This window comes from Sphingomonas sp. (assembly GCF_029239295.1).
Lineage (GTDB): Bacteria > Pseudomonadota > Alphaproteobacteria > Sphingomonadales > Sphingomonadaceae > Sphingomonas.
Window position 1 is genome coordinate 153,915 of record NZ_JAQZBC010000005.1, and the last position, 24,381, is coordinate 178,295.

At 66.5% G+C, this 24,381-nt stretch carries 19 protein-coding genes; 12 read left to right on the forward strand and 7 right to left on the reverse strand.

Going from position 1 to position 24,381, the window contains the following annotated elements; all coding sequences use genetic code 11:
- Positions 1-14: 14 nt before the first annotated feature.
- Both K0S66_RS06770 and K0S66_RS06775 read right to left on the reverse strand, forming a co-directional pair.
- On the reverse strand, positions 15-1,178 hold the full coding sequence (locus K0S66_RS06770; protein ID WP_301074578.1) for an acyltransferase family protein: 1,164 nt from the start codon (positions 1,176-1,178) through the stop codon (positions 15-17).
- A gap of 73 nt (positions 1,179-1,251) precedes the next feature.
- Positions 1,252-1,773: a DUF1993 family protein gene (locus K0S66_RS06775; RefSeq protein WP_301074579.1), complete on the reverse strand. Its 522-nt coding sequence runs from the start codon at positions 1,771-1,773 to the stop codon at positions 1,252-1,254.
- A 71-nt stretch (positions 1,774-1,844) separates the two neighbouring features.
- Between K0S66_RS06775 and ispG the strand changes: the two genes are divergently transcribed.
- The 4 genes from ispG to smc all read left to right on the forward strand — a co-directional run bounded on the left by ispG (position 1,845) and on the right by smc (position 9,480).
- A complete protein-coding gene (ispG, locus tag K0S66_RS06780; RefSeq protein WP_301074580.1) occupies positions 1,845-2,969 on the forward strand; it encodes a flavodoxin-dependent (E)-4-hydroxy-3-methylbut-2-enyl-diphosphate synthase in 1,125 nt (374 codons plus the stop codon).
- A 247-nt stretch (positions 2,970-3,216) separates the two neighbouring features.
- A complete protein-coding gene (locus K0S66_RS06785) occupies positions 3,217-4,440 on the forward strand; it encodes an acetyl-CoA C-acetyltransferase (RefSeq protein WP_301074581.1) in 1,224 nt (407 codons plus the stop codon).
- A complete protein-coding gene (locus K0S66_RS06790) occupies positions 4,440-6,035 on the forward strand; it encodes an acyl-CoA dehydrogenase family protein (RefSeq protein WP_301074668.1) in 1,596 nt (531 codons plus the stop codon). The genes K0S66_RS06785 and K0S66_RS06790 overlap by 1 nt, the downstream gene beginning before the upstream one ends.
- Before the next feature lie 46 nt (positions 6,036-6,081).
- Positions 6,082-9,480 carry a chromosome segregation protein SMC gene (gene smc, locus K0S66_RS06795; protein WP_301074582.1) on the forward strand — a complete coding sequence of 1,133 codons (3,399 nt, stop codon included), beginning with the start codon at positions 6,082-6,084 and terminating at the stop codon, positions 9,478-9,480.
- On the opposite strand, the gene K0S66_RS06800 is transcribed toward smc, so the two are convergent.
- Positions 9,422-10,675 carry a hypothetical protein gene (locus K0S66_RS06800; protein WP_301074583.1) on the reverse strand — a complete coding sequence of 418 codons (1,254 nt, stop codon included), beginning with the start codon at positions 10,673-10,675 and terminating at the stop codon, positions 9,422-9,424. The genes smc and K0S66_RS06800 overlap by 59 nt on opposite strands.
- A 77-nt stretch (positions 10,676-10,752) precedes the next feature.
- On the opposite strand from K0S66_RS06800, the gene K0S66_RS06805 reads away from it, so the two are divergent.
- Positions 10,753-12,000: a putative DNA modification/repair radical SAM protein gene (locus K0S66_RS06805; protein WP_301074584.1), complete on the forward strand. Its 1,248-nt coding sequence runs from the start codon at positions 10,753-10,755 to the stop codon at positions 11,998-12,000.
- Positions 12,001-12,036: 36 nt separating this feature from the next.
- On the opposite strand, the gene K0S66_RS06810 is transcribed toward K0S66_RS06805, so the two are convergent.
- The 3 genes from K0S66_RS06810 to gpmA all read right to left on the reverse strand — a co-directional run bounded on the left by K0S66_RS06810 (position 12,037) and on the right by gpmA (position 14,433).
- Positions 12,037-12,711, reverse strand: a complete 675-nt coding sequence (locus K0S66_RS06810; RefSeq protein ID WP_301074585.1) for an NAD(P)H-dependent oxidoreductase — start codon at positions 12,709-12,711, stop codon at positions 12,037-12,039.
- Positions 12,712-12,794: 83 nt separating this feature from the next.
- Positions 12,795-13,712, reverse strand: a complete 918-nt coding sequence (gene rarD, locus K0S66_RS06815; RefSeq protein ID WP_301074586.1) for an EamA family transporter RarD — start codon at positions 13,710-13,712, stop codon at positions 12,795-12,797.
- Positions 13,713-13,746: 34 nt separating this feature from the next.
- Entirely contained in the window at positions 13,747-14,433 is a 687-nt protein-coding gene (gene gpmA, locus K0S66_RS06820) for a 2,3-diphosphoglycerate-dependent phosphoglycerate mutase (RefSeq protein ID WP_301074587.1), read from the reverse strand.
- Positions 14,434-14,547: 114 nt separating this feature from the next.
- On the opposite strand from gpmA, the gene K0S66_RS06825 reads away from it, so the two are divergent.
- On the forward strand, positions 14,548-15,273 hold the full coding sequence (locus K0S66_RS06825) for a dienelactone hydrolase family protein (RefSeq protein WP_301074588.1): 726 nt from the start codon (positions 14,548-14,550) through the stop codon (positions 15,271-15,273).
- Between the two features lie 24 nt (positions 15,274-15,297).
- Here the strand turns inward: K0S66_RS06825 and K0S66_RS06830 are convergent, their stop codons facing one another.
- Positions 15,298-15,771 carry a helix-turn-helix domain-containing protein gene (locus K0S66_RS06830; protein ID WP_301074589.1) on the reverse strand — a complete coding sequence of 158 codons (474 nt, stop codon included), beginning with the start codon at positions 15,769-15,771 and terminating at the stop codon, positions 15,298-15,300.
- Between the two features lie 157 nt (positions 15,772-15,928).
- Between K0S66_RS06830 and K0S66_RS06835 the strand changes: the two genes are divergently transcribed.
- From K0S66_RS06835 to K0S66_RS06860, 6 genes are all read left to right on the forward strand, one after another.
- Complete coding sequence (locus K0S66_RS06835) at positions 15,929-16,288, forward strand: hypothetical protein (protein ID WP_301074590.1); 360 nt, start codon at positions 15,929-15,931, stop codon at positions 16,286-16,288.
- Between the two features lie 112 nt (positions 16,289-16,400).
- Positions 16,401-18,506: a bifunctional (p)ppGpp synthetase/guanosine-3',5'-bis(diphosphate) 3'-pyrophosphohydrolase gene (locus tag K0S66_RS06840; RefSeq protein WP_301074669.1), complete on the forward strand. Its 2,106-nt coding sequence runs from the start codon at positions 16,401-16,403 to the stop codon at positions 18,504-18,506.
- Positions 18,507-18,612: 106 nt separating this feature from the next.
- Entirely contained in the window at positions 18,613-20,433 is a 1,821-nt protein-coding gene (locus K0S66_RS06845; protein WP_301074591.1) for a DUF885 family protein, read from the forward strand.
- A gap of 86 nt (positions 20,434-20,519) precedes the next feature.
- Entirely contained in the window at positions 20,520-21,962 is a 1,443-nt protein-coding gene (locus K0S66_RS06850; protein ID WP_301074592.1) for a M48 family metalloprotease, read from the forward strand.
- Between the two features lie 21 nt (positions 21,963-21,983).
- Entirely contained in the window at positions 21,984-23,000 is a 1,017-nt protein-coding gene (locus K0S66_RS06855; RefSeq protein WP_301074593.1) for a glycosyltransferase family 2 protein, read from the forward strand.
- A 100-nt stretch (positions 23,001-23,100) separates the two neighbouring features.
- Positions 23,101-24,360, forward strand: a complete 1,260-nt coding sequence (locus K0S66_RS06860) for an MFS transporter (protein ID WP_301074594.1) — start codon at positions 23,101-23,103, stop codon at positions 24,358-24,360.
- Positions 24,361-24,381 lie beyond the last annotated feature (21 nt).

Genomic DNA, 24,381 nt, shown 5'->3' on the forward strand with positions numbered 1-24,381 from the left:
CAGGGCGGCTACCGCTAGGCCAGCCGCCGCGCCGGGCCGGGTTTCGCCGGCGCAAGGCCGATCAGCGGGCGTAGCCAGGGAATGTCGCGACCGATCACGTAACCGGCGGCGCAGGCGGCAGCGGTGGCGCTCAGCAGGAAGACAAAGCCTTCGCGTGCGCTCATGCCCCAGGACGGGATCGCCCAGGCCAGCACGACCAGCACGGGGTGATGGATCAGATAGGCCGGGAACACGGCCTCCGCGAGTGGTTGGCGCAGCGGATGATCGCGATTGAGCACACCATCGGCTAGCCGCAGCAGCGCGATGATCACGCCCCACGCCATGGCAAGCCGTGCCGCGCGATCCGCCGCCATCAGCGCATGGCTCGGCGCGGCCGCCCCCTGGTAACGCAGCTCGACCCAGATCACGAACAGTGAACAAAGCGCGGCGATGACGAGCGCGCCGGTCCAGTGCCTACTGATCGCGCGCCACAGCGTCGTCGACCCGCCCAGTGCGAAGCCGAACAGGAACAGCGGCAGGTAACTCGCATGGCCCGCCCAGTCGGTGGTCAGTCCCTGCGTCTCCGGTACCACGAACATCAACGCGACCTTGGCGCTCGCCAGCGCCAGCATCGGCACCCAGATGATCCGCCGTCCTACCGCCAGCCGCTCGAACCACGCCTGGATGCGCCCGGCACCGACCCGCGTCAGCAGCAGCGCGAGCGCCATGGTGTAGGCCCACAAATATACCACGAACCACATATGCTCCCATTGCGGGAAGCCGCGGCCGTTTTGCGTCAACGGGCGCCAGTAATCGCCCAGCCAGAAGGCGGCGAGACCTTCGGGATCACCCGACAGGCGGATCCGCACCCATAGTTCGGGCGGCAACAGCACCAGCATGGCGAACGCCAGCGGCACCAGCAGGCGCAGGCTGCGCTGCTGCGCGAACGCGCCGAGGCTGGGCATGCGCGCGATCAGCCGCCGTGTCGCAAAGCCTGCCACGACGAACAGCAACGGGATCCGCCACGGCGTCAGCAGTACCATCGGCACGATCAACGACGGGAACGTCTCGGGCCATTTCACCACCCACGGCCATGGCGCGAACACCATCGCCACATGGTAGATGATCAGCAGCCCGAACGCGCCGATGCGCAGCCAGTCGATTCCATAATGGCGCACAGCGGGCGCGACGTGGTCCATGGCGCTCCGCTATAGCGCAACCGAGATATTACGAAACGTTGCTGATGCCGATACCGTGCCCGCGCGGTACGCTTCACCGCTTCATGCGCAGCGCCCCCAGGAAGTCGCGCTTGCCGATCTTCATCCCCTGCGCGCGCAGGATCCCGTAGGCCGTCGTCGCGTGGAAATAGAAGTTGGGCTGCGAGAAGGAGAGCAGGAACTGCGCGCCGGTGAAGGGCATGCGCAGCTCGCCCATCGAAAACTGCGTGTCCTTGTCGACCAGCGCATCGAATTCTGCCCGGTCGACTGCTTCCAGCGCGGTGATCGCGCCGCGGATGCGCTCGTGCAGCCCCGCAAAATCGGTTGGCCACGGTGCCATGCTGGGCGAAAAATTGCCGCCGCGCACACCTTCGACCCCGCCGATCGAATGCTCCGCGACCGATTTCACCTGATAGCCGAACGGCAACATGTCGGGTGCCAGGCGCGCGTCGATAAGCTCGGCCGCGCTCATCCCCTTCTCGGCGGCGAACACTTCCGCCTTGTCCAGCAGGCGGTCGATCGCGCCCAGGATCTGGATGTTCGACGGGATGACCGCGTCGTACAGCGAAAGTGTCATCGTCCTGCCCCACGTTTTGTTTATGTGTGCGACCCGCTATATCGAGGCCAAAGCCGATAGGAAGCCCCCCGATGTCCCTACGCCCCTGGCGTGATATTCACCGCCGCGTCAGCCGCCAGATCATGGTCGGCGACGTGCCCGTCGGCGGCGATGCGCCCGTCACCGTGCAGACGATGACCAACACGCCGACGGATGATGCACGCGCGACGATCGATCAGATCCGCCGCTGCGAGGAAGCGGGCGTGGACATCATCCGCGTCAGCTGCCCGGACGTCGAATCCACCGCCGCGCTGAAGCAGATCGTCCGCGCCGCGCGCGTGCCGATCGTCGCCGACATCCATTTCCACTATAAGCGCGCGCTTGAGGCGGCGGATGCGGGCGCGGCGTGCCTGCGGATCAATCCGGGCAACATCGGCTCGGCCGATCGCGTCAACGAAGTCGTCAACGCCGCGAAGGCGAATGGCTGCGCAATCCGCATCGGCGTCAACGCCGGCAGCCTGGAAAAGGACTTGCTCGAAAAATACGGCGAACCCTGCCCCGAGGCGCTGGTCGAAAGCGCGCTTGATCACATCAAGCTGCTGCAGGACCGCGACTTCCACGAATTCAAGGTGGCGGTGAAGGCATCGGACGTGTTCCTCGCCGTCGCTGCCTATCAGCAGCTGGCGGAAGCGGTGGATTGCCCGCTGCACCTGGGCATCACCGAGGCGGGCGGCTTCGTCGGCGGCACAGTGAAGAGCGCGATCGGGATCGGATCGCTGCTCTGGTACGGCATCGGCGACACGATCCGCGTTTCGCTGTCGGCCGAGCCCGAGGAAGAAGTCCGCGTCGGGTTCGAAATCCTGAAATCGCTCGGCATCCGCAATCGCGGCGTGCGCGTCGTCAGCTGCCCCAGCTGCGCGCGACAGGGCTTTGACGTGATCCGCACCGTCCAGACCCTCGAGGAACGGCTCCAGCACATCCGCACCCCCATGTCGCTCTCCGTCCTCGGCTGCGTCGTCAACGGCCCGGGCGAGGCACGCGAAACCGACATCGGCCTCACCGGCGGCGGCAATGGCAAGCACATGGTCTATCTCTCGGGCGTCACCGATCACGTCGTGCAGGACGAAGGAATGATCGACCATATCGTCCGCCTGGTCGAGGCGAAGGCCGCGGAGATCGAGGCAGCGGGCGAGGCAGCAAAGGTCGCTGCGGAATAGAATGGCGGCGGCGTGCGGCGACCAGCCGGGCGCCGTCCTCAATGTGTGTCATCCGGCCACCTCTACTTTTCAGCCCAGTGAAAACAGATCCGTGCGGTTGAAACCGCCGGTCGCATCCGATACTCGCTCGCCCTGATAAGGAGAGCATGATGAAGGGCGGCTATTCCCGCGCCATCGTTCGGGCAGATACCGCCGTGAATGCGGCGCGTGCCGCCATGCTCCCCTGCCCCCAGCAGGAGATGAAGCCATGACCCAAAGCACCGGCCTGCGCCGCGCCGCCATCGTCGCCCCGATCCGCACCGCCGTCGGCAAGTTCGGCGGCAGCCTCTCCTCGCTCACCGCCGGCCAGCTTGGCGCGACGATCCTGAAGGCGCTGATGGAGCGCACCAAGATCGATCCGAGCCGCGTCGACGACGTTGTCTTCGCGCAAGGCTATGGCAATGGCGAGGCGCCGGCGATCGGTCACTGGGCGTGGCTCGCCGCGGGCCTCCCGATCGAGGTGCCGGGCTATCAGCTCGACCGTCGCTGCGGCTCGGGGCTTCAGGCGGTGATCGACGCCGCGATGATGGTGCAGACCGGCGTTAGCGACGTGGTCGTCGCCGGCGGCTGCGAAAGCATGTCCAACGTCGAACATTACACCACCGACATCCGCAAGGGCGTGCGCGCCGGTAACCTCACCATCCACGATCGCCTCACCCGCGGCCGCCTGATGAGCCAGCCAGTCGAGCGCTTCGGCGTCATCAGCGGCATGATCGAGACGGCCGAGAATCTCGCCAAGGATTACGGCATCAGCCGCGAGGAGGCCGACGCCTATGCCGTCCGCTCGCATCAGCGCGCCACCGCCGCCTGGGAAAAGGGCCTGTTCGCCGACGAGCTCGTCCCCGTCTCGGTACCGCAGAAGAAGGGTGAGTCCGTAGTCTTCGACCGCGACGAAGGCTTCCGCCCCGATGCGACGCTCGACTCGCTCGGCAAGCTGCGCCCGCTCGAAGGCGGCGTCGTCACCGCCGGCAACGCCAGCCAGCAGAATGACGCCGCGGCCGCCTGCCTCGTCGTTGCCGAGGACAAATTGGAAGAGCTCGGGCTCGAGCCGATCGCCTGGTTCCACAGCTGGGCCGCCGCCGGCTGCGACCCCTCGCGCATGGGCATCGGCCCGGTGCCTGCGGTCGAGCGCCTGTTCGCCCGCAACGGCCTCTCATGGTCCGACATCGACCTCGTCGAGCTGAACGAGGCGTTCGCGCCGCAGGTGCTCGCCGTCCTCAAGGGTTGGGGCTGGAGCCGGGACGACAGCCGCAACGAGATCCTCAACGTCAACGGCTCGGGCATCTCCTTGGGCCACCCGATCGGCGCCACCGGTGGCCGCATCCTCGCCAACCTGACCCGCGAGCTCGTCCGCCGCGACGGCCGCTATGGCCTTGAGACGATGTGCATCGGCGGCGGCCAGGGCATCGCCGCGATCTTCGAGCGCGCATGATGCTGGGGCAGGCACTGGCGGCGGCGCAACGCTATCGCGACGACGCCCGTGCCGCCCTCGCGGCCCGGCTCGACGCCGCGCCGATCGACACCGAACAGCGCGCCGCGCACGGCTTCGCCTGGGTCGCCACCACCGTCGCCGCGCTCGAGGCGGTGGCCGATTGGGCGGATCGCAACACGGGTGAGGCGAACACCCTCGTCGCCCGTCTCGCCTTTCAGGAAAGCATCGCCCAGCTCGTCGGTGGCTTGCCGATGGGCCAGAACGAGCTGTTCCGCCCCGCCGACCTCGGCCTCGCCGCCGCCGCGCGCACCCTCGCCGACGCCTGCGCCGACCTGCTCGACCATGACGCCGCCGCCGACCGCCGCGCGCTGGTCGATCGGCTCGCCGCCGGCGAATGGCCCAGCGAAACGCTCCATGATGCCGAGCTGGACGCGATCCGCGACCAGTTCCGCCGCTTCACCGATGCAGAGATCCTGCCCCACGCCCACGGCTGGCACCTCGCCAACGATCTGATCCCCGACGCCACCGTAGCGCGCATGGCGCAGCTCGGCACCTTCGGCGTCTGCATCCCCGAGAGTTACGGCGGCCTCGGCCTCTCGAAACTCGTCATGTGCATCGTCACCGAGGAGCTGTCGCGCGGCTGGATCGGCGCCGGCTCGCTCGGCACCCGCTCCGAAATCGCCGGCGAGCTGATCGCCGGCTCCGGCACCGAAGCGCAAAAGGCCGAATGGCTGCCGCGCATCGCCAGCGGTGAAGTGCTCCCCACCGCCGTCTTCACCGAACCCAATGTCGGCAGCGACCTAGGCTCGCTCCAGACCCGCGCCCGCCGCGCCGCCCCTGATGGGGATGGCGACATGTGGCGGATCGACGGCGCCAAGACGTGGATCACCCACGCCAGCCGCTCCGACCTCATGACCCTGCTCGCCCGCACGCTGCCGGATGCGAAGGGCTATGCCGGCCTCTCGATGCTGCTCGTCCCCAAGCCGCGCGGCACCGAAAGCGATCCCTTCCCCGCCCCCGGCATGTCGGGCAGCGAGATCGAGGTGCTCGGCTATCGCGGGATGCGCGAATATGCGCTCTCGTTCGACGGCATGGCCGCCCCCGCCGATGCCCTGCTCGGCGGCGAGGAGGGTCAGGGCTTCAAGCAATTGATGCGCACCTTCGAGGGCGCGCGGATCCAAACCGCCGCGCGCGCCGTCGGCGTTGCCCGCCGCGCGCTCGAGCTTGGCCTCAGCTACGCGCTCGACCGCCAGCAGTTCGGCCGCGCGATCATCCACTTCCCGCGCGTCGCCGATAAGCTCGCGATGAGCCTCGTCGATCTCATCGCCGCGCGCGAGCTCACCTATGCCGCCGCCCGCGCCAAGGATTCGGGCAAGCGCTGCGATATCGAGGCCGGCATGGCGAAGCTGCTCGCCGCCCGCGCGGCGTGGAGCAATGCCGATGCCTCGCTCCAGATCCACGGCGGCAACGGCTATGCGCTGGAATTTGAGATCAGCCGCATCCTGTGCGACGCGCGCATCCTTAACATCTTCGAGGGCGCGGCGGAGATCCAGGCGCAGGTGATTGCACGCGGCCTCATCTCGCAGCGGAACTGACGCCCCCTTGCGCAACCGCCGCTGATCGCGCCAAGACGGCGCGACTGTGCAGATCAAGCGGCTGCGCCTTTCCGGCTTCAAAAGCTTTGTCGACCCGGCCGATCTCAGGATCGAGCCGGGGCTGACCGGCGTCGTCGGCCCCAACGGCTGCGGCAAGTCCAACCTGCTCGAAGCGCTACGCTGGACGATGGGCGAGAACAGCGCGAAATCGATGCGCGGCGCGGGCATGGAAGACGTGATCTTCGCCGGCACCGCGACCCGGCCGCCGCGTGACTTCGCCGAAGTGTCGCTGCTCGCCGAGGTGAACGGCGCGGAAACCGAGGTCGTCCGCCGCATCGAACGCGGCGCCGGCAGCGCCTATCGCATCGATGGCAAGGACGTGCGCGCCAAGGACGTGTCGCTGCTCTTCGCCGATGCCGCCACCGGCGCGCATTCGCCCGCGCTCGTCAGCCAGGGCCGGATCAGCGCGGTGATCGCCGCGACGCCGACCGACCGGCGCGCCATGCTGGAGGAAGCCGCCGGCATCGCTGGCCTTCACGTCCGTCGCCGCGACGCCGAGCAGAAACTGCGCGCGACCGAAGCCAATCTTGAGCGCCTCGACGAAGTCATCGCCGATCAGGAAGCGCGCGCCGCCGCGCTTCGCCGCCAGGCGCGTCAGGCGGAAAAATACCGTCTCCTGTCCATCCAGATCCGCGTCGCCGAGGCGCGGATGATCTTCGCCCGCTGGCGTGAAGCAGCCACCGCGGCCGATCTGGCCAAGGCTGAGGCGGCGGCGGCCGAGGCGCGCGTGAAAGAGGCCAACCTTCTCCAGCAACAGGCCGCCGGCGCGCAGGTGCAGGCCACCGAAACGCTCGCCGCCGCGCGCACCGCCGCGCTCGACGCGCGCGACCGCAGCGGCGAGATCGCCCACCAACTCGCCGCCCTCCATGCCGAGCAACAGGCCACCAACCGCCGCCTAACCGAACTGGCCCAGGCCGCCGCTCGCATTGCCGATGATCGCACGCGCGAGGGCGCTCTCGCCAATGACGCCGCCGAGGCGCTCGCCCGGCTCGATGCCGAGCGCAAGGCGCTGGAAGCCGCCATCGCCAGTGCCGCGGCCGACCTGCCCGCCCGCGAGGCCGCGCTCGCCGATGTCGAACGGCTCGCCCGCGACGCCGAGGTCGCGCTCGCCCAAGCGCTCGCCCGCCAGGCCGCCGAAGCTGCCGACACCCGCGTCGCCCATGCTGCCGCCGCCGCCGCGCGCACGCGGCTCGATCGCGCCCAGCGGGAGGTGGCGCAGGTCGCGCAGCAACTCGCCGCGCTCGGGGACGCCGCGCCGCTCGAGCATGATCGCCACACTGCCGGCGCCACGCTAGCCACCGCCCTGCAACAAGCAGAAGGCGCCCGCGCCGCCCAGGCCGAAGCCGAATCGGCCGAACGCACCGCCATCACCGCACGAGACGCAGCGCAGGCCACCCGTGCCGCCGCCCGCGCCGATCTCGCCGCGCTCGAAAGCGAAGGCGCAGCGCTCCGCCGTGCCACCGAACGCAAGGGCCGCGACCGCCTGCTCGATCACGTTCGCGCCGCCCCCGGCTACGAACGCGCGCTCGCCGCCGCACTAGGGGACGACCTCGAAGTCGGGCTCGATCATCAAGCGAACGCTTATTGGTCGGATGACGTCGCCACCGCTGATGGAGGTGCGAGCGCCCCGCCCGGCCGCCTCATCCACCACGTCACCGCTCCGCCGCTGCTTGGGCCCCGACTCGCGCACATCATCGTCCTCGACACCGACGATCAGCGCACCCTCGCGCCCGGCGAACGCCTCGTCACCCGCGCCGGGCAGCTCCGCCGCTGGGACGGCTATGTGGCAAGACAAAGCGGCGCTGCGGCCGCCGAGCGACTCGAACGCCTCAACCGCCTTGCCGCAATCGACGAAGCGCTCCCCGCCGCCCGCGACCGCGTGGCAGTGGCCGAAGCCGATCTTGCCCGCGAGGAAGCGACGATCGCCTCTGCCCGCGCCGCGGCGCGCACCGCGCGCGAACAGCTCGCCCGCGCCGACGCGCGCGCGCGGGACGCCCGCGCGCGGCAGGACCGCGCCGCCGCGCAGATCGAGCGGCTGGCCGGCCTTCGTGCCGACCTCGACGCCCGCGCTGCGCGGACCGCAGCCGAACGCGACGAAGCCGCGCGCGACCACGAAACCGCCGCCGCGGCTCTCACGGCGCTGCCCGATACCACCGCCACCGTCGCCACGGTCACCACGCTCCAGCGCGAGGCCGAGCACCGCCGCGCCGCTGTCGCCGAGGCGCGCGCCGCCCGCGTCGCGACCGAACGCGCCGGGGAGGACGCCCGCACCCGCCTCGCCGCCGCACAGGCCGATGTAAAAAGCTGGCGCGCCCGCGCCGGCGACGCGGCCCGGCGGATTGCCGACATGGGCAAGCGCGAGGCGGAGATCGCCGCCGAAACCGGCGCCATCGCTGCGCGCCCCGACGAACTCGCCGCCGCCATCGCCGATGCCGACGCCGAGCATGACGCTGCCCGCAAGACCGCTGACGAAGCCGCCGCAGCCGAACGCGCTGCCGAGGCCGCGTTAAGGCAGAGCGAGGAGACCGCCCGCCGCGCCGGCGAGGCTCTGGCCGAGGCGCGCGAGGCGCGTGCCGGTGCCGCTGCCCGCGCCGAAAGCCAGGAGCTTCGCCGCGTCGAGTTCGGCCGCGTCTCGGGTGAGCGGTTCGAATGCCCCGCCCCCGTCCTTCCCGAGAAGGTCGATTTTGCCGTCTCCGACGTCCGCACTCCGCAGGAGGAAGCCGCCGCGCACGACAAGCTGACCCGCAATCGGGAGCGGATCGGCCCGGTCAATCTCGTCGCCGAACAGGAATTGGCGGAGCTTGAGGCTGGGGCCAGCGGCAATGCCGCCGAACGCGAGGAACTTGGCCAGGCGGTGAACCGCCTGCGCGGCTCGATCGGCACGCTGAACCGTGAGGGGCGCCAGCGCCTGCTCGCCGCGTTCGAGGCAGTGAACGGCCATTTCCGCCGTCTCTTCACCACGCTCTTCAATGGCGGGCAGGCGCATCTCGAACTGGTCGATTCGGACGATCCGCTCGAGGCGGGGCTGGAGATCATGGCCCAACCGCCCGGCAAGCGGCTCCAGTCGCTAACGCTACTGTCCGGCGGCGAACAGGCGCTCACCGCCGTCGCGCTCATCTTCGGCCTGTTCCTCACCAACCCCGCGCCAATCTGCGTCCTGGACGAAGTCGACGCCCCGCTCGACGACGCCAATATCGAACGCTTCTGCGACCTGCTCGACCGAATGAGCCGAGAGACGGATACGCGATACCTCATCGTCACCCACAATGCCGTCACGATGAGCCGCATGCACCGCCTGTTCGGCGTCACCATGATCGAGCGCGGCGTCAGCCGATTGGTCTCGGTCGACCTTCAGGCTGCGGAGACGTTGCTGGCGGCGGAGTAAGTGCCCGCGCCGTCAGCCACTCTGGCGCCGGGCTGCGCACCGCATCCACGATGATCCACAGCATCGCTGCTGCCCGGAACGCCGCCGCGATCGCGATGTGCGCCTGCGTCACCCCCATGCCGCCGCCACCGGGCGACGCGAAGAACCAGAACTCCGCCCAATAGGCCGCCAGATCGCCGGCCACGAACCATGCGACGGGCCATAGCCGCCGCGATGTCAGCAACAGGAAGGGATACAGCCACAGGTCGAACTGCGGCGAATAGACCTTGTTGGTCAGCAGGAACCAGGCCAGCACCGGGGTGAACAGCACCCAGGCTTGTCCGCCGTGCCGCCGCCATCCGAGCAGCACGATCGCCGCCGCGCCGCCGGTAAAGGCGACGAACGACCACAGGTTGCGGGCGGCGATGTCGCTCGCCCACCAGCCTTGCGCCGCCATGATCTCCCAGACCGCGGCGGCCGTCCCGCCGCGTTCGCGGCTGAACGTGTAGAATTCGCTCCAATGGTCAAACGACCGCACCGCGACAGGTACGTTGAGCATCGCCCAAAAGCTGATGGCCACCACGGTCATGATACAGGCCGATCTTATCCGCTCCCGCCAGCTTTCGCCCCCGCGCAGCAACGTTTGGAGGCCGAGCAACGGCAGCAGCAAAATGGGAAACAGCTTCGCCGCGGTGCCGATCGCCGCCAGCGCAGCAGCGCTCAGCGCCTCGCCCCGGCGCGCGGCCAGCACCGCCGCCACCGCCAGCGCCACCGCCAGCATGTCCCAATTATGTCCCAGATACAGCACCATCGGCGGCGCGCCCGCCCACCACCAACGCCGGCTGGCCGGCACGCCTGCCCGCTCCATCATGCGCAGCACGGCAAACGCCAGCACCGTGTTGACCAAAGCGACCACGAACAGGAAATCCGCCGCATCCGCCCCCGCGCCGCCGATCGCGCGGGCGATCAATCCTTCCACCCAGATCAGCGCGCCAGTCAGCACCGGATATTCAATCCGCGCCTCTACATAGGGGATCTGCCCCGCAGCCACGCCGCGCAGCCCCCAAAAGGGCACCGCATCCGAATAACAGCCGGTGATATATTGCTCGTCGCCGATCCACGATGCGCCACAATGCGCCTTGAACCACCAGCCGGCGACGCAGGTCGCGAGCAGCAGCAGATACGGGCCAAAGATCTCAAGACGACGTGAGTGCATGGTCATGCGGTAGCCCTGGATTGTGACAGCGTCGATCACCGGTCGACAAGCGGCAAAGCGGAACTTATACAGAACAGATGGCGCAGCTCGATGTCCGACAGAAGCTGGAAATCCTTGCGGATGCAGCGAAATATGATGCTTCCTGCGCCTCATCGGGAACCACGAAACGCAATTCGCGCGATGGCAAGGGTTTGGGATCAACCGAGGGGATGGGCATTTGCCACGCCTATGCGCCCGATGGCCGTTGCATCAGCCTTCTGAAGATCCTCCTGACGAACAGCTGCATCTTCGACTGCCATTATTGCATCAACCGCAAGAGCTCGAACGTGCGGCGCGCGCGCTTTACGGCGCAGGAGGTCGTGAACCTCACCCTCTCCTTCTACCGACGCAACTATATCGAGGGACTGTTCCTTTCCTCGGGCATCATCGCCTCCTCCAATTACACAATGGAGCAACTGGTCGAGGTCGCGCGGTCACTACGCGAGGATCACCATTTCCGCGGCTATATTCACCTCAAAACGATCCCGGATGCCGATCCCGAGCTGATCCATCAGGCCGGCCTCTATGCCGACCGCATGTCGATCAATGTCGAGCTGCCAACGGTGAGCGGCTTGAAGCGGCTGGCGCCAGAAAAGGACAACGGCCGGATCGAAGGCGCCATGAACGGGCTAAAATCATCGATTCTCGACACGCGCGACGCCAAGCAGCGGTATAAGTCCGCCCCCACTTTCGCGCCGGCCGGTCAGTCGACCCAGATGATCGTTGGCGCGGATGCCGCCACTGATGGCGACATCGTCACCAAGGCTGCAACGCTCTACGATCGCTTTGATCTGCGCCGCGTTTATTATTCCGCCTTCAGCCCTATTCCGGACGCTTCGGCCGTGCTCCCACTGCAGCGCCCGCCGTTGATGCGTGAGCATCGGCTTTATCAGTCAGACTGGCTGATGCGCTTCTATGGTTTTAAGCCGATGGAAGTGGTCGCCGCAGCCGATGACAAGACCGGCATGCTCCCGCTCGACATCGATCCAAAGCTCGCCTGGGCGCTCAAGTTTCGCGATGTCTTCCCGATTGACGTGAACCGCGCGCCTCGCGAAATGCTGCTGCGCGTTCCCGGCCTGGGGACGAAGGCAGTCGCTAACATCCTCACCAGCCGCAGATGGCGACGGCTGCGGCTGGATGACGTGGCTCGGCTGACGGTGTCGATCGCGAAAATTCGTCCCTTCATCATCGCCGAGGATTGGCGCCCCGTCGCGCTGACCGACAAGGCGGAGTTGAAGCCGCTTGTCGCCCCCAAGAAGCAACAGCTGGAACTGTTCGCCGCCTGATCCGCCCTGCCGCTACACCGCGGAAAGGAGCAGCGATCAGTCTCGCGTGCCCTGCATCACCGAGGCGGTCCGCGCCGAGTGGCGATCGCTCAGCAACTTCGCGCAGGTACGTTCAACGGTTGAGCGCACCCGTTCCAGCTGTTCGGCGGCATATTCGGCCTTCATTCCCGGGACGACGGAGTCGATCCGGATATGTTCGGCCTGCTGCATGCCCAGCCCCTGCCACAGATAGGCATCGAAGATCTCGCGCAGCGATCCGACCTGACCCTTCTGGTGGAGCCAGGCGAGCGAGGTGCCGGACGTGCTGAACGACAGCAGCGGCTTGCCCTTCAGCGCGGGGTGCCCCGATTGCTGCTGCACGTCGCGGAAGCTGTAGTTGGAACCCAGGACGCGATCGACATAGCCCTTCAGGATCGCGGGGGGCAGCGCGAACCAGATCGGGTAAACCAGGACCAGGATGTCCGCGGTGCCCAGATATTCGAGTTCGGTCGCAACATCGGGCGCCACTTGCCCATCGCCCTCGATCGGACGCTCCTCGTTACGCAGCACAGGGTCGAAGCCCATGGCGTAGAGGTCACGAACCACGACGTCCTGGCCCAGACGCTGCGCCGTTTCGACATAGGTGTCGACAATCTGGCCGTCGAAGCTGGTGCGGTTCGGATTGGCGAAGACCAGATGGTGGCGGATCGTTGTCGAATCCGGGCTGTTCATGTCCGTACCTTCATTGTGCTTGCCTGAAGCACGCCGTTAGCACGGGAGCCCCCGCGAGCGAACCTGTGCCTGTCCGCGATCGCTCAGGAAGAGGCGGCGGCGATCCGGTCGCGGGCCTCGCGCCGCGCGGTGCGACTCGCCCGGACGCTATCCCAGGCGAAGATCGCGCATCCGATCCAGATCAGGCCGAACACGAACAGGTGCAGCGGGCGCAGCGGCTCGCCAAAGATCGCCACCGCAACGATGAACTGCAGCGTCGGAGCAACATATTGCAGCAGCGCCAGCACCGAATAAGGCAGCCGGCGCGCGGCAGCGGCGAACATCAGCAGCGGCAGCGCCGTTACGACACCGAGGACGACGAGCAGTGCGTCGATCGACACGCTGCGCCCCATGGCGCCGGTGCCATTGGCGGCGGCGATCAGCACATAGGCGATGGACGGTGGTGCCAGCAGCAGCGTCTCGATCAGCAGACCGCCCAGCGAATCGATCGCCACCACCTTTCGCACTAGGCCATAGACGCCGAACGACGCCGCGAGCGTCAGCGAGATCCATAGCGTGTTCAGCGCGAACACCGCCATGATGATGACGCCGAGCGCAGCTACCGCAATCGCGACTCCCTGCCACTTGCGCAGCCGCTCACCAAGGACGGCGACGCCCAGTGCCACATTGACCAGCGGGTTAATGAAATAGCCGAGGCTTCCCGCCAGCGTCTGTCCGTTGTTGACCGCCCAGATATAGATCAGCCAGTTGATCCCGATCAGCACCGCACTGGCAACGAGCATCGCAACCGTGCGCGCATTGACCGCGGTTCGGATCGCCCGCCAGCGACGCATCACGCTGACAACCAGCACCAACAGGACCAGCGACCATATCACTCGCTGCGCCAGCACTTCGAGCGCGGGCACCGACGCGAGCAGGCGGAAGTAGAGCGGTAGCACGCCCCATAGCGTGTAGGCGCCCAGCCCGAGCAGCAGGCCGCCGCGCGCACCATTGTCAGTCATGCGAGGCGGCCTTCTGTCTTGGGGGCGGTAGAGGTCAGCGTTCGTTGAGGTAGTAGCGATCGAGCGCGCGCAGATCATCGTCCAGGTCATAGACAATCGGCTGGCCGGTCGGGATTTCCAGACTGGTGATCTCGTCGTCCGGAATATTCGACAGATGCTTGACGAGCGCACGCAGCGAATTGCCATGCGCGGAGATCAGCACGCGCTGCCCATCCTTCAGCGCGGGCGCGATCCGCTCTTCCCAATAGGGGAGGACGCGGGCGATCGTATCCTTCAGGCTCTCGGTCGCGGGAATGTCGATCCCGGCGTAGCGGCGATCATTGCTGAGATCATACGGGCTGCCTGCCTCAGCCGCGGGCGGCGGAATATCGAAGCTGCGGCGCCAGATGTGCACCTGCTCCTCCCCGTGCTTGGCGGCGGTCTCCGCCTTGTTGAGGCCGGTCAGCCCGCCATAATGCCGCTCGTTCAGCCGCCAATGCTTCTCGGTCGGCAGCCACAAACGCCCCATCGCCTCCAGCGCCAGGTTCAGCGTCTTGATCGCGCGCGTCTGAAGCGAGGTGAAGGTGAGATCGAAGTCGAGGCCCTTCGCGGCCATCAGCTCGCCCGCAGCAGTCGCCTCTGCGGCGCCCTTCTCCGTGACGTCGACGTCCCACCAGCCGGTGAAGCGGTTTTCGAGGTTCCAGGCCGACTGGCCGTGGCGGATCAGGACGAGCTTGGGCATCGATATCTCCCGTTGGCAATGACGCCTGTGCGTTTGGCGCGCTGTTAGAGAGTGGAAGCGCCCTTCGACAAGCGCGCGCGGAAAGGTTTAAGTTCGCCGCGAAGGAGATTCTCGATGGCGATCGTGCGGCAGACCCTGGTGTATGATGGTCCCGGTGGCCCGTTCGAAGGCGTGATCGCCTGGGAGGATGAGGTCGAAACGCCGCGGCCGGGCGTCCTCGTCTGCCCGAATATCCTGGGGCAGAAGGAAGCTGACAACCAAAAGGCAGAGGATCTCGCAAAGCTCGGCTATGTCGCGCTCGCCTGTGACGTGTTCGGCCAAGGTCGGCGCAAGACACGCGAGAGCAGCAACGTCTCGGAGTTCATGGATGAGTTGGACGCCGACCGTGGCCTGTTGCGCGACCGGCTGACCGCCTCGCTCACGGCGCTTAGCGGCTTTGCGGCGGTCGATCCGGCGCGGCTGGCGGCGATCGGTTTCTGCTTTGGCGGCAAATGCGTGCTCGACATGGCGCGCGCCGGGCTACCGATACTGGGCGGCGTCAGCTTCCACGGCGTTTATGACCGGCCCGATTATGCCAATGCCGATCCGATCACGGCAAAGCTGTTGGTCTGTCATGGCTGGGAAGACCCGCTCTGCCCGCCCGACACGATGGTCGCACTTGGCCGGGAGCTTACCGACAACCACGCCGATTGGCAGATCCACGCCTATGGCCATGCCGGTCACGCCTTTACGGATGCATCCGTGCCGGCGGGCCGCACCCCGGGCTTCGGCTATGACGAGAATGCCGACCGGCGCAGTTGGAAGGCGATGAGCGACTTCCTGGCCGAACTGTTTATCTAATCCGCGTTCTCGGCGCCGCCGGCATCATCCGGCGGCGGTACGCTCCGGCGCTTCCAGGTCGCCGGGCAGCGCCCAGTGCATGTCGCCCTTCCCGAGCGCGCGGCCGTCGTGGCTGAGCACGGCCACCTGCTGGATCGGCCGATTGTCCCGCGCATCCACCAGGATCGGGAACGCCGGACAGCCGGTTTCCCACTTCTCCCCCCATTGCCGCAGCGCGACCATCGTCGGCAGCAACGCATAGCCCTTGTCGGTCAAATGGTAGGCGATCTTTCGCCGATCCTCGATCAAGGAACGACGCTCCATAATGCCGTGATCGACGAAGCGCGCGAGGCGATTGGCAAGGATGTTGCGGGCAATACCGAGTTCGGACTGAAACTCCTCGAAATGCTTCAATCCGTTGAAGGCCGCACGGAGGATCAGGAACGCCCAGCGCTCTCCCATCGATTCCAGCGCGGCGGGAAGACTGCACTCCGCTAGCGGCTCGCGCAACTCAGCCATTGATACTCCTTCTCACACAACAAGGTAGCGCATCGCGCCCCATCAGCCGAGTACCAAATAAAAGTTGCCGATCGCAACTCGCACATGCGAGTTGTCTATTGAAACTCGCTTTCGCAGCATTTAGATGGAACGCATTAGGTTTATGGGAGAGCCCATCATGATTCGCATCCTTGCCAAGTCCGTTCTCGCCTCCGCAGCATTGCTGGCGGCGTTCGGCGCCCAGGCGCAGCCCAACGGCGCTTACATCGCCACCCCGGCCGAGACCCCAACCAAGACCGTGCTGATGACCCGTGACACCGCGTGGCAGCTTCGTGACGGCGCCTATGTCGCCACCAATGCGCCGATGCGTGAAATGGCGGCGTGCCAGCTCGTCGCCCGCAGCACCGGCGCGCTGAGCGGCTTCAGCGCCAACGGTCAGTCGTTTGATGCCGCCGCGCTCGACACCTGCAACGCCAAGGCGAAGGGCGGCAAGGCTGTCGCTGCCAAGGCGAGCGCGAACGCTGCTCCTGCTAACTGATCGGCGCTCCCGCCGATAAACGGAGAAGGGCCTGCCTCCCCTGAGGTGGGCCCTTTTCGTTTATCCTGTGTTTTCTGTTGCAAAGCGCGGGGCGGCTGCTCAAGTCGATGCCGTGTTGCGGCAATATGAACTTGTAGACCGGGTCCTTGAATACGACCCAGAGGCAGACGAGGCGCTGCTTAATCGCGCCTATGTGTTTTCGGTCAACGCCCATGGCACGCAAAAAAGGGCCAGCGGCGACCCCTATTTCAGCCATCCGATCGAAGTCGCCGGCATCCTGACCGAACTTCATCTGGATGATGAGACGATCGCCACCGCGATCCTTCACGATACCGTCGAGGACACGGTCGCCACCAGCGAGCAGATCCGCCAGATCTTCGGCGACAATGTCGCGCGGCTGGTGGACGGCGTGACGAAGCTGTCCAAGATCGAGGCGCAGACCGAAAGCGAGCGCGCAGCGGAAAACCTGCGCAAGTTCCTTCTCGCCATGTCCGGCGACATTCGCGTGCTGCTGGTCAAGCTGGCCGACCGGCTGCACAACATGCGCACGCTCCACCACATCAAGAATCCGGACAAGCGCAAGCGCATCGCGCGCGAGACGATGGATATCTACGCCCCGCTCGCCGAGCGGATCGGCATGTACGAGTTCATGAAGGAGATGCAGACGCTCGCCTTCCAGCAGCTCGAGCCGGAAGCCTATGAATCGATAACGCGCCGCCTGCAGCAGCTCCAGGCCGGGGGCGGCGACCGGATCGAGAAGATCAAGCGGGGCCTGAAGGACCTGCTGGCGCGCCACGGCATCGAAGCCGAGGTCTCCGGCCGCGAAAAGCATCCCTACAGCATCTGGCGCAAGATGCAGGAACGCCACATCAACTTCGAGCAATTGTCCGACATCATGGCCTTCCGGGCCATCGTGAAGGACGAGGACCAATGCTACGTCTCGCTTGGCCATATCCACCGCCGCTGGCCGATGGTCCCGGGGCGGTTCAAGGATTACATCTCGACGCCCAAGCGCAACGGCTACCGTTCGCTGCACACCACCGTCATCCACGACGAAAACCAGCGCGTGGAAATCCAGATTCGCAGCGAGCAGATGCATGCGGAGGCGGAATTCGGTCTCGCCGCGCACTGGGCATATAAGCAGGGCGAGACGATCAGCCGGCAGACGCAGCAGGGCTGGATCGCTGACCTGGTCGAGATCCTCGATACGGCGGGCAGCCCAGAGGAGTTGCTCGAACATACCCGCATGGCGATGTACCAGGATCGCATCTTCGCCTTCACGCCGAAAGGTGAGCTGATCCAGCTGCCCAAGGGCGCGACGCCGATCGATTTCGCTTATGCTGTCCACACCGATCTGGGCGACCAGGCGGTCGGCGCGAAGATCAACGGACGCGTCGTGCCGCTGCGCACGGTGATCGAAAATGGCGACCAGGTGCAGGTGCTGCGCTCCAAAGCGCAAACCCCCCAACCCAATTGGCTGAACTTTGCGATCACGGGCAAGGCGCTGGCCGCGATCCGCCGTCACTTGCGTCAGGTGGAGCGCGAACAGACAATCGCGCTCGGCCGCAAGCTGTACGACGATATCGTCGCCCGCCTGCCCGCGCCGCTGGGTGCCGACGCGTTAAGCCACGCCTTGCCGCGCCTGAAGCTGGCTGATGAGGCGACGCTGATGCAGGCAATCGCCAGGCGAACGCTGACCGATGCGCAGGTAATGGAAGCGTTGATGCCGGGCTCCGCGGGTGCCGACCTCGCGCACTCGCCGCCGCAATCGTCCGCGATCTCGATCGAGGGGCTGGCGCCGGGCGTCGCCTATGAACTGGGCGAGTGCTGCCACCCGGTGCCGGGTGATCGCATCGTCGGCCTGCGCCGCCCCGACGCCTCGATTGAGGTGCACCGCATCGATTGCCCGACGCTGGCCGAACTGGCCGAGCGGTCCGACGAGGAGACCGACTGGATCGACGTCAAATGGGGCAACAAGACCGAAGGCGCGACCGCGCGCGTGTCGGTCGAGGTGAAGAACGAGCCCGGCGCGCTGGGCGTGCTTGCAACGATCATCGGCCAGCACAAGGCGAATATCATCAACCTGCGCCTCGATACACGCGACACCCAGTTCCACACCAATGTCATCGATGTGGAGGTGCATGACGCACACCAGCTGATGCGCCTGATCGCTGCGCTGCGCGCCGCCGACGCCGTGAACGCGGCCGAGCGGGTCTGACCTCACCAATGGCGGCCGCGCGCCTCTCGGTGCGCAGCCGCCACTTGCGGCATCATCACTGCCTTGCTTAAGGTTGGCCGGCCCTCCTCTCGAAAGGCCCAAGCACTTGGATCGTCGTTCCTTCCTTGCCTCGGCAAGCGCTGCCTCCGTCTTCGCCCTCGTGCCAGAAGCACTCCGCGCGCAAACCGTTGCCGCCGGCGGCGCCACCAACCCGGCTGATGCGCAGCTCAACAGCCTGTTTGACAAGGTGTTCGCCCAGACGCTCCAGCGCTCGCCCGAACTCGCGACCTCACTCGGCATGGACAAGGGCGCGAACGCTGCGCTCAAGCACCGGCTGACCGATCAGTCCGCGGCCGGCAAGGCTACCGCGCGCACCGAATTGAAGCAGGCGATTGCCGCGATCCGCGCCGTTGATCCCGCCTCGCTGTCGACCCGCTCGAAGCTGGACCGCGAAGTGATCCTGTACTCGCTCGAAAGCCGGGCGGTCCCTTATGATCGCTTCAAGCTGGACGGGGTACAGCGCCCCTTCACCATCTTCCAGCAGGGTGGCAGCTACTTCTCGACGCCCGACTTCCTGAACTCGTCGCATACGATCAACAACGCGGCGGACTGCGAGGCTTATCTCGACCGGCTCGGCGCCTTTGCCAAGCGGCTCGATCAGGATACGGCGAACCAGAAGGAAGAGGCGTCGCGCGGCTATCTCGCTCCCGACTTCTCGCTCGACCTGACGCTCGGCCAGATGGCGAAGCTGCGCGGCCAGGCAGCGGCCGAGAGCGGCCTCGCGCAATCGGTGGCGAAGCGGGCGGCGGCCAAGAACATCAACGGTGACTGGCAGGCGCGTGCCTCCAAGATCGTTGAAGCCGACATCTATCCTGCGCTCGATCGCCAGATCGCGCTGATCAAGGCGCTGCGTCCGAAGGCACGCAGCACTGCCGGCATTTGGGACGTGCCGCAGGGCGACGCCATCTACGCCGCGGCGTTGGAGCAGGCGACCACCACCAAATATACGCCCGCGGAAGTGCACCAGATGGGCCTCGACCAGGTGGCCGAGATCACCGCTCAGCTCGACACGATCCTGCGGAAGCAGGGCCTCACCCGCGGCAATGTCGGCGCACGGCTGAACGAGCTGAATGTGCGGCCGGAACAGGTCTATCCTGACACCGCGGAAGGCCGGGCGGCGCTGATCAAGGGCTTGAACGAGGGCAATGCCGCGATGACGGCGAAGCTGGGTCAGGCGATCCTCAACCCGCCGAGCGAGCCGCTCGACATTCGCGCAGTGCCGGTCGACATCCAAGACGGCGCCTCGAACGGCTATTACAGCCGCGCCGCGCTCGATGGGTCGCGCCCGGCGATCTACTGGATCAACCTCAAGAACGTCGGCGACTGGCCGAAATATTCGCTGCCCAGCCTCACCTATCACGAAGGCGTGCCGGGCCATCACCTGCAGATCTCGATCGCGCAAAAGGCGCCGCAGCCGCTGCTACGCAACCTCAGCTTCTTCAGCGGCTATAGCGAAGGCTGGGCGCTGTATGCCGAAAGCCTGGCCGACGAACTGGGCGGCTATGCCGACGATCTGGAGCGTGCCGGCTTCCTGCAGAGCTATCTGTTTCGCGCCGCGCGCCTCGTCATCGACACAGGCATCCACACCAAGCGTTGGACCCGAGATCAGGCGACCGATTACATGGTCGAAACCGTCGGCTTCGCGCGTCCACGGTCGCAGCGTGAGATCGAGCGTTACTGCACCCAGCCGGGCCAGGCGTGCAGTTACAAGGTGGGTCACGCCGCCTGGGTGCGCGCCCGTGAGACGGCGCAGAAGCTGCGTGGGGACAAGTTCGACCTGCGGCAGTTCCATGAGGTGCTGCAATATGGCGCGGTCCCGCTGACTATCCTGCAGCGGCTGGTGGAGGAGCAGGCGCGCGCCGCCTGAGCCACGCCCGCCCGGGGGAGGGCGGCGTGCGATGGAACCGTTCAGGGATCATGGCGTAGGACAGGACCGAAAGGAACCTGCCCCGCATGTCTCGCCTGCTTTCCGTTTCCCTCGCCCTTCCCGCCGCCACGGTAGCCGTCACCGTGCCTGTCGCTGCCCACGCGCAGGCACGGTCAATCTCCGCCAGCGACAAGGCGCAGGGAGCCGAGGCGAACCCGCAATTGCTGGCGGAGTTCGGCGGCAAATATGATGGCCCACAGGCCGCCTATGTCGAACAGGTGGGCAAGCGGGTCGCGGTACAATCGGGCCTGTCCAACGCACAGGGCGATTTCACCGTCGCCCTGCTCAACTCGCCGGTCGAGAACGCCTTCGCCATCCCCGGCGGCTATGTGTACGTGACGCGCCAGCTTCTCGCGCTGATGAACAGCGAGGCGGAGCTCGCCAGCGTGATGGGGCATGAGGTCGGCCATGTCGCCGCCCGCCACTCCACGGGGCGTCAGCGCACGGCCGGCATCGGATCAATCTTGGCTGGCGTGGTCGGCGCAGTCGCCGGCAACAGCGCGATCGGACAACTTGCTGGCGCCGGTGCGCGCAGCGCCGCGCAACTTTACACGCTGAAATACGGCCGCGATCAGGAATACGCTGCCGATGCGCTCGGCGTTCGCTACATCGCGGCAGCGGGCTACAACCCTTATGCCGCTGCCGACATGCTCGAGCAGCTCGGCGCTTCCACCAGCCTCACGGCGCGCCTGTCGGGCCAACAGACCGGCGCCCCAACCTGGGCATCGACACACCCCAACAGCCGGGAACGCGTCATGCGGGCGCGGCAACTGGCGCAGCAGACCGGCAAAGCGGCTGGCCAGATGACACAGGACACCGCCTTTCTGCGCCGGCTCGATGGCCTCCTCTATGACGATGATCCGCGCCAGGGCGTGGTGACTGGCCAGACGTTCGTGCACCCGGTCATGCGCCTGCGCTTCACCGCGCCTGTCGGCTATCGCATCGCTAACGGCAGTGATGCCGTCACGGTAGCAGGAACCGGCGGACAAGCGCAGTTCAAGGCGGCGGCTGCGACCAGCGATCTTCCCGGATTCGTCGCGCAGCAATTCCGGAGCCTCGGGGCGAACGCCGCGCCAACGGCGCAGGCGGGCCGCGCCAATGGCCTTGATTATGCCTATTCGACGGTACGCGCGAGTGCGAACGGCCAGGCTGTCGACGCCACCGTCCTTGCTTATCGCTTCCCCTCTGCAACCTACTTCTGGACCATCGTCACGCCAGCTGGGCGCGGCATCGGGCCGTTCACGCCGTTGATCGAAAGTGTAGCGCCGATCACCGCACAGGAGGCGGCGCGCGTGCGCGGCAAGAAGCTGCGGATCATGACGGTGAAGGCTGGCGATACGATCGACAGCCTGTCGCGCCAGATGGCCTATACCGATGCCCAGCGCGACAGGTTCGTCACGCTGAACGGACTGGATGATGACGCTACGCTGCGCCCCGGTATGCTCGTGAAGGTCGTGACGGAGGCCTGAGCATCCTGTAACGGGGCGCGCATGCACCGCCCTGCCCTTTCGATCGTCATCCCCTGTTACAACGAAGCCGACACGCTGCCGCTGCTGCATCAACGCGTGTCGGCTGCCGCCCACGCCGCCGTAGGCGACGATCACGAGATCGTGCTCGTGAACGATGGCTCGCGCGACGACAGCTGGGCGATCATGCAATATCTGGCGACCACCGATCCGCGGCTCGTCGCGATCAACCTGTCGCGCAATCATGGCCATCAACTGGCGCTGACCGCGGGCCTCGACTTGTGTTCGGGTGAGCAGATCCTGATCATCGACGCCGATCTGCAGGATCCACCCGAGCTGCTGGGGGAACTGCGCGCCACGATGGCGCGCGAAAACGCCGATGTCGTATATGCCGTTCGCCGCAAGCGCGCCGGCGAGACGTTGTTCAAGAAGGCCACCGCCGCGGCCTTTTATCGTCTGCTTGATCGGCTGACCGATACGCCGATCCCGCTCGACACGGGCGATTTCCGCCTGATGAGCCGCCGCGCCCTCGACGCGCTTCTGTCGTTGCCAGAGCAGGCGCGCTTCATCCGCGGCATGGTCGCATGGATCGGCTTTCGACAGGTTCCCTTCCCGTATGACCGAGCGGAGCGGCTGGCGGGTGAGACCAACTATCCGCTGTCGAAGATGCTGCGGCTCGCATTCGATGCGGTCACCGGCTTCTCCACCGCGCCGCTGCGTTTCGCGAGCCATGCCTCCGTCGCACTGGCGGGGTTGGCGCTGCTGCTGCTGTTCTACATTGCCTGGGGCTATTTCGAGGGCAATCCGGTGCAGGGCTGGACATCGACCATGCTGGTGGTGACAGTGCTGAGCGCGGTACAGATGTTCGTGCTGGGCATGATCGGCGAATATCTTGGCCGCCTGTACATCGAATCGAAGCGCCGCCCGCTCTATCTGGTCGCCGATATTGCCGGCACGGTGCACCGCCGCGCCACGCTGGGTTTCCAGGCTGAACGTACCCGCATTCCAGCGCACGAAATCGCCGGCGAGAAAACTGACTGAGCGACCGGCCGCCAGCTCGATCGCCACGATCCGCCGTTACCCGATTGAAGATATGACAACGGTATCCTATCGGTCGGGCTGGTAAGAGGGGAACTGGCCTGTGACGACGACAACCGCTGATCGGCGCCGCTGGATCGTGCTTGGGCTGGTGTTCGTCGCCATCGTGCTCAACTATGTCGACCGCCAAATCCTGGCGCTGCTGAAGCCGACGCTTCAGGCGGAATTCGACTGGTCGGATCGCGATTACAGCCACATGGCCTCCGCCTTCCAGTTCGCGGCGGCGCTCGCGTTCCTCGGCACTGGCTGGTTCATCGATAAAATCGGCCTGCGCTGGGGCTTCGCCATCGGCGTTGGCGTGTGGAGCCTTGCTGGCATGGCCCACGCCTTTGCCACGACGGTATCGGGCTTTGTCACGTCGCGCGCAGTCCTGGGCGCAGCGGAGTCGATCGGCACCCCGGCCGCGGTGAAGACCGCGGCGACCTATTTCGGGGCGAAGGATCGCTCCGTTGCCTTGGGCCTGGTCGGCATCGCGCCCAACGTCGGCGCGATCCTGACACCGCTGTTGATCCCGGTCATGGCGCTGATGTGGGGCTGGCAGGCGACGTTCCTGATCGCCGGCGGCCTCGGCCTCATCTGGGTCGTCGCCTGGCTGATGATGCGCATTCCGGAGCAGCCCAACGCCGCGCGCGATGCTGCGGCGCCCAAGATCGCCTGGAGCAGCCTACTGAAGGATCGCCGTCAATGGGCTGTGATCCTTGGCAAGGCGCTGACGGATCAGGTCTGGTGGTTCCTCCTGTTCTTCATGCCCGACATGTTCCACCGCACGTTCGGCCTGTCGCAGGGCACGTTGGGGCTGCCGGTCGCGTTTGTTTACTTCATGGCAGCACTAGGCGGGCTCAGCGGCGGCTTCCTTCCCTCACGGCTGATGCGCCGCGGGTGGAGCGTCAATGCCGCACGCAAGACGTCGATGCTCGTTTATGCGCTGCTGATCGTCCCGATCCCGCTGCTGGTGGGTGTCGACAGCGCTTGGGTCGCAGCGGGAATCCTGGGCCTCGGCCTCTTTGCGCACCAGGGGTTCTCGACCAATCTGTTCGGCCTGACGACGGACATCTTCCCGGCCCGCATCGTCGGCTCGGCGATCGGCATTGGCGCCTTTGCGGGCAATCTGTCGGGCATGGCGATGATCGAGTTCGCCGGCTGGTCCCTCGACACCGGTCGTGGCTATCTGCCGATGTTCCTCGTCTGCTCGCTGACCTATCTGGTCGCGCTCGCCGCGATCCAGCTGATCCTGCCGCGCGTCGTGGCGATCGATGAGGACAAGGCAGACGATGGCACCGCGCCGCCGGTGCTCGCCCACTGATGGCAGGGCGGCCGGCTGGTC

Coding starts and splice junctions, on each gene's coding strand:
- K0S66_RS06770 (WP_301074578.1), bottom strand. CDS start 1,178: ATGGACCACGTCGCGCCCGCTGTGCGCCATTATGGAATCGACTGGCTG.
- K0S66_RS06775 (WP_301074579.1), bottom strand. CDS start 1,773: ATGACACTTTCGCTGTACGACGCGGTCATCCCGTCGAACATCCAGATC.
- ispG (WP_301074580.1), top strand. CDS start 1,845: ATGTCCCTACGCCCCTGGCGTGATATTCACCGCCGCGTCAGCCGCCAG.
- K0S66_RS06785 (WP_301074581.1), top strand. CDS start 3,217: ATGACCCAAAGCACCGGCCTGCGCCGCGCCGCCATCGTCGCCCCGATC.
- K0S66_RS06790 (WP_301074668.1), top strand. CDS start 4,440: ATGCTGGGGCAGGCACTGGCGGCGGCGCAACGCTATCGCGACGACGCC.
- K0S66_RS06800 (WP_301074583.1), bottom strand. CDS start 10,675: ATGCACTCACGTCGTCTTGAGATCTTTGGCCCGTATCTGCTGCTGCTC.
- K0S66_RS06805 (WP_301074584.1), top strand. CDS start 10,753: ATGGCGCAGCTCGATGTCCGACAGAAGCTGGAAATCCTTGCGGATGCA.
- K0S66_RS06810 (WP_301074585.1), bottom strand. CDS start 12,711: ATGAACAGCCCGGATTCGACAACGATCCGCCACCATCTGGTCTTCGCC.
- rarD (WP_301074586.1), bottom strand. CDS start 13,712: ATGACTGACAATGGTGCGCGCGGCGGCCTGCTGCTCGGGCTGGGCGCC.
- gpmA (WP_301074587.1), bottom strand. CDS start 14,433: ATGCCCAAGCTCGTCCTGATCCGCCACGGCCAGTCGGCCTGGAACCTC.
- K0S66_RS06825 (WP_301074588.1), top strand. CDS start 14,548: ATGGCGATCGTGCGGCAGACCCTGGTGTATGATGGTCCCGGTGGCCCG.
- K0S66_RS06830 (WP_301074589.1), bottom strand. CDS start 15,771: ATGGCTGAGTTGCGCGAGCCGCTAGCGGAGTGCAGTCTTCCCGCCGCG.
- K0S66_RS06835 (WP_301074590.1), top strand. CDS start 15,929: ATGATTCGCATCCTTGCCAAGTCCGTTCTCGCCTCCGCAGCATTGCTG.
- K0S66_RS06850 (WP_301074592.1), top strand. CDS start 20,520: ATGTCTCGCCTGCTTTCCGTTTCCCTCGCCCTTCCCGCCGCCACGGTA.
- K0S66_RS06855 (WP_301074593.1), top strand. CDS start 21,984: ATGCACCGCCCTGCCCTTTCGATCGTCATCCCCTGTTACAACGAAGCC.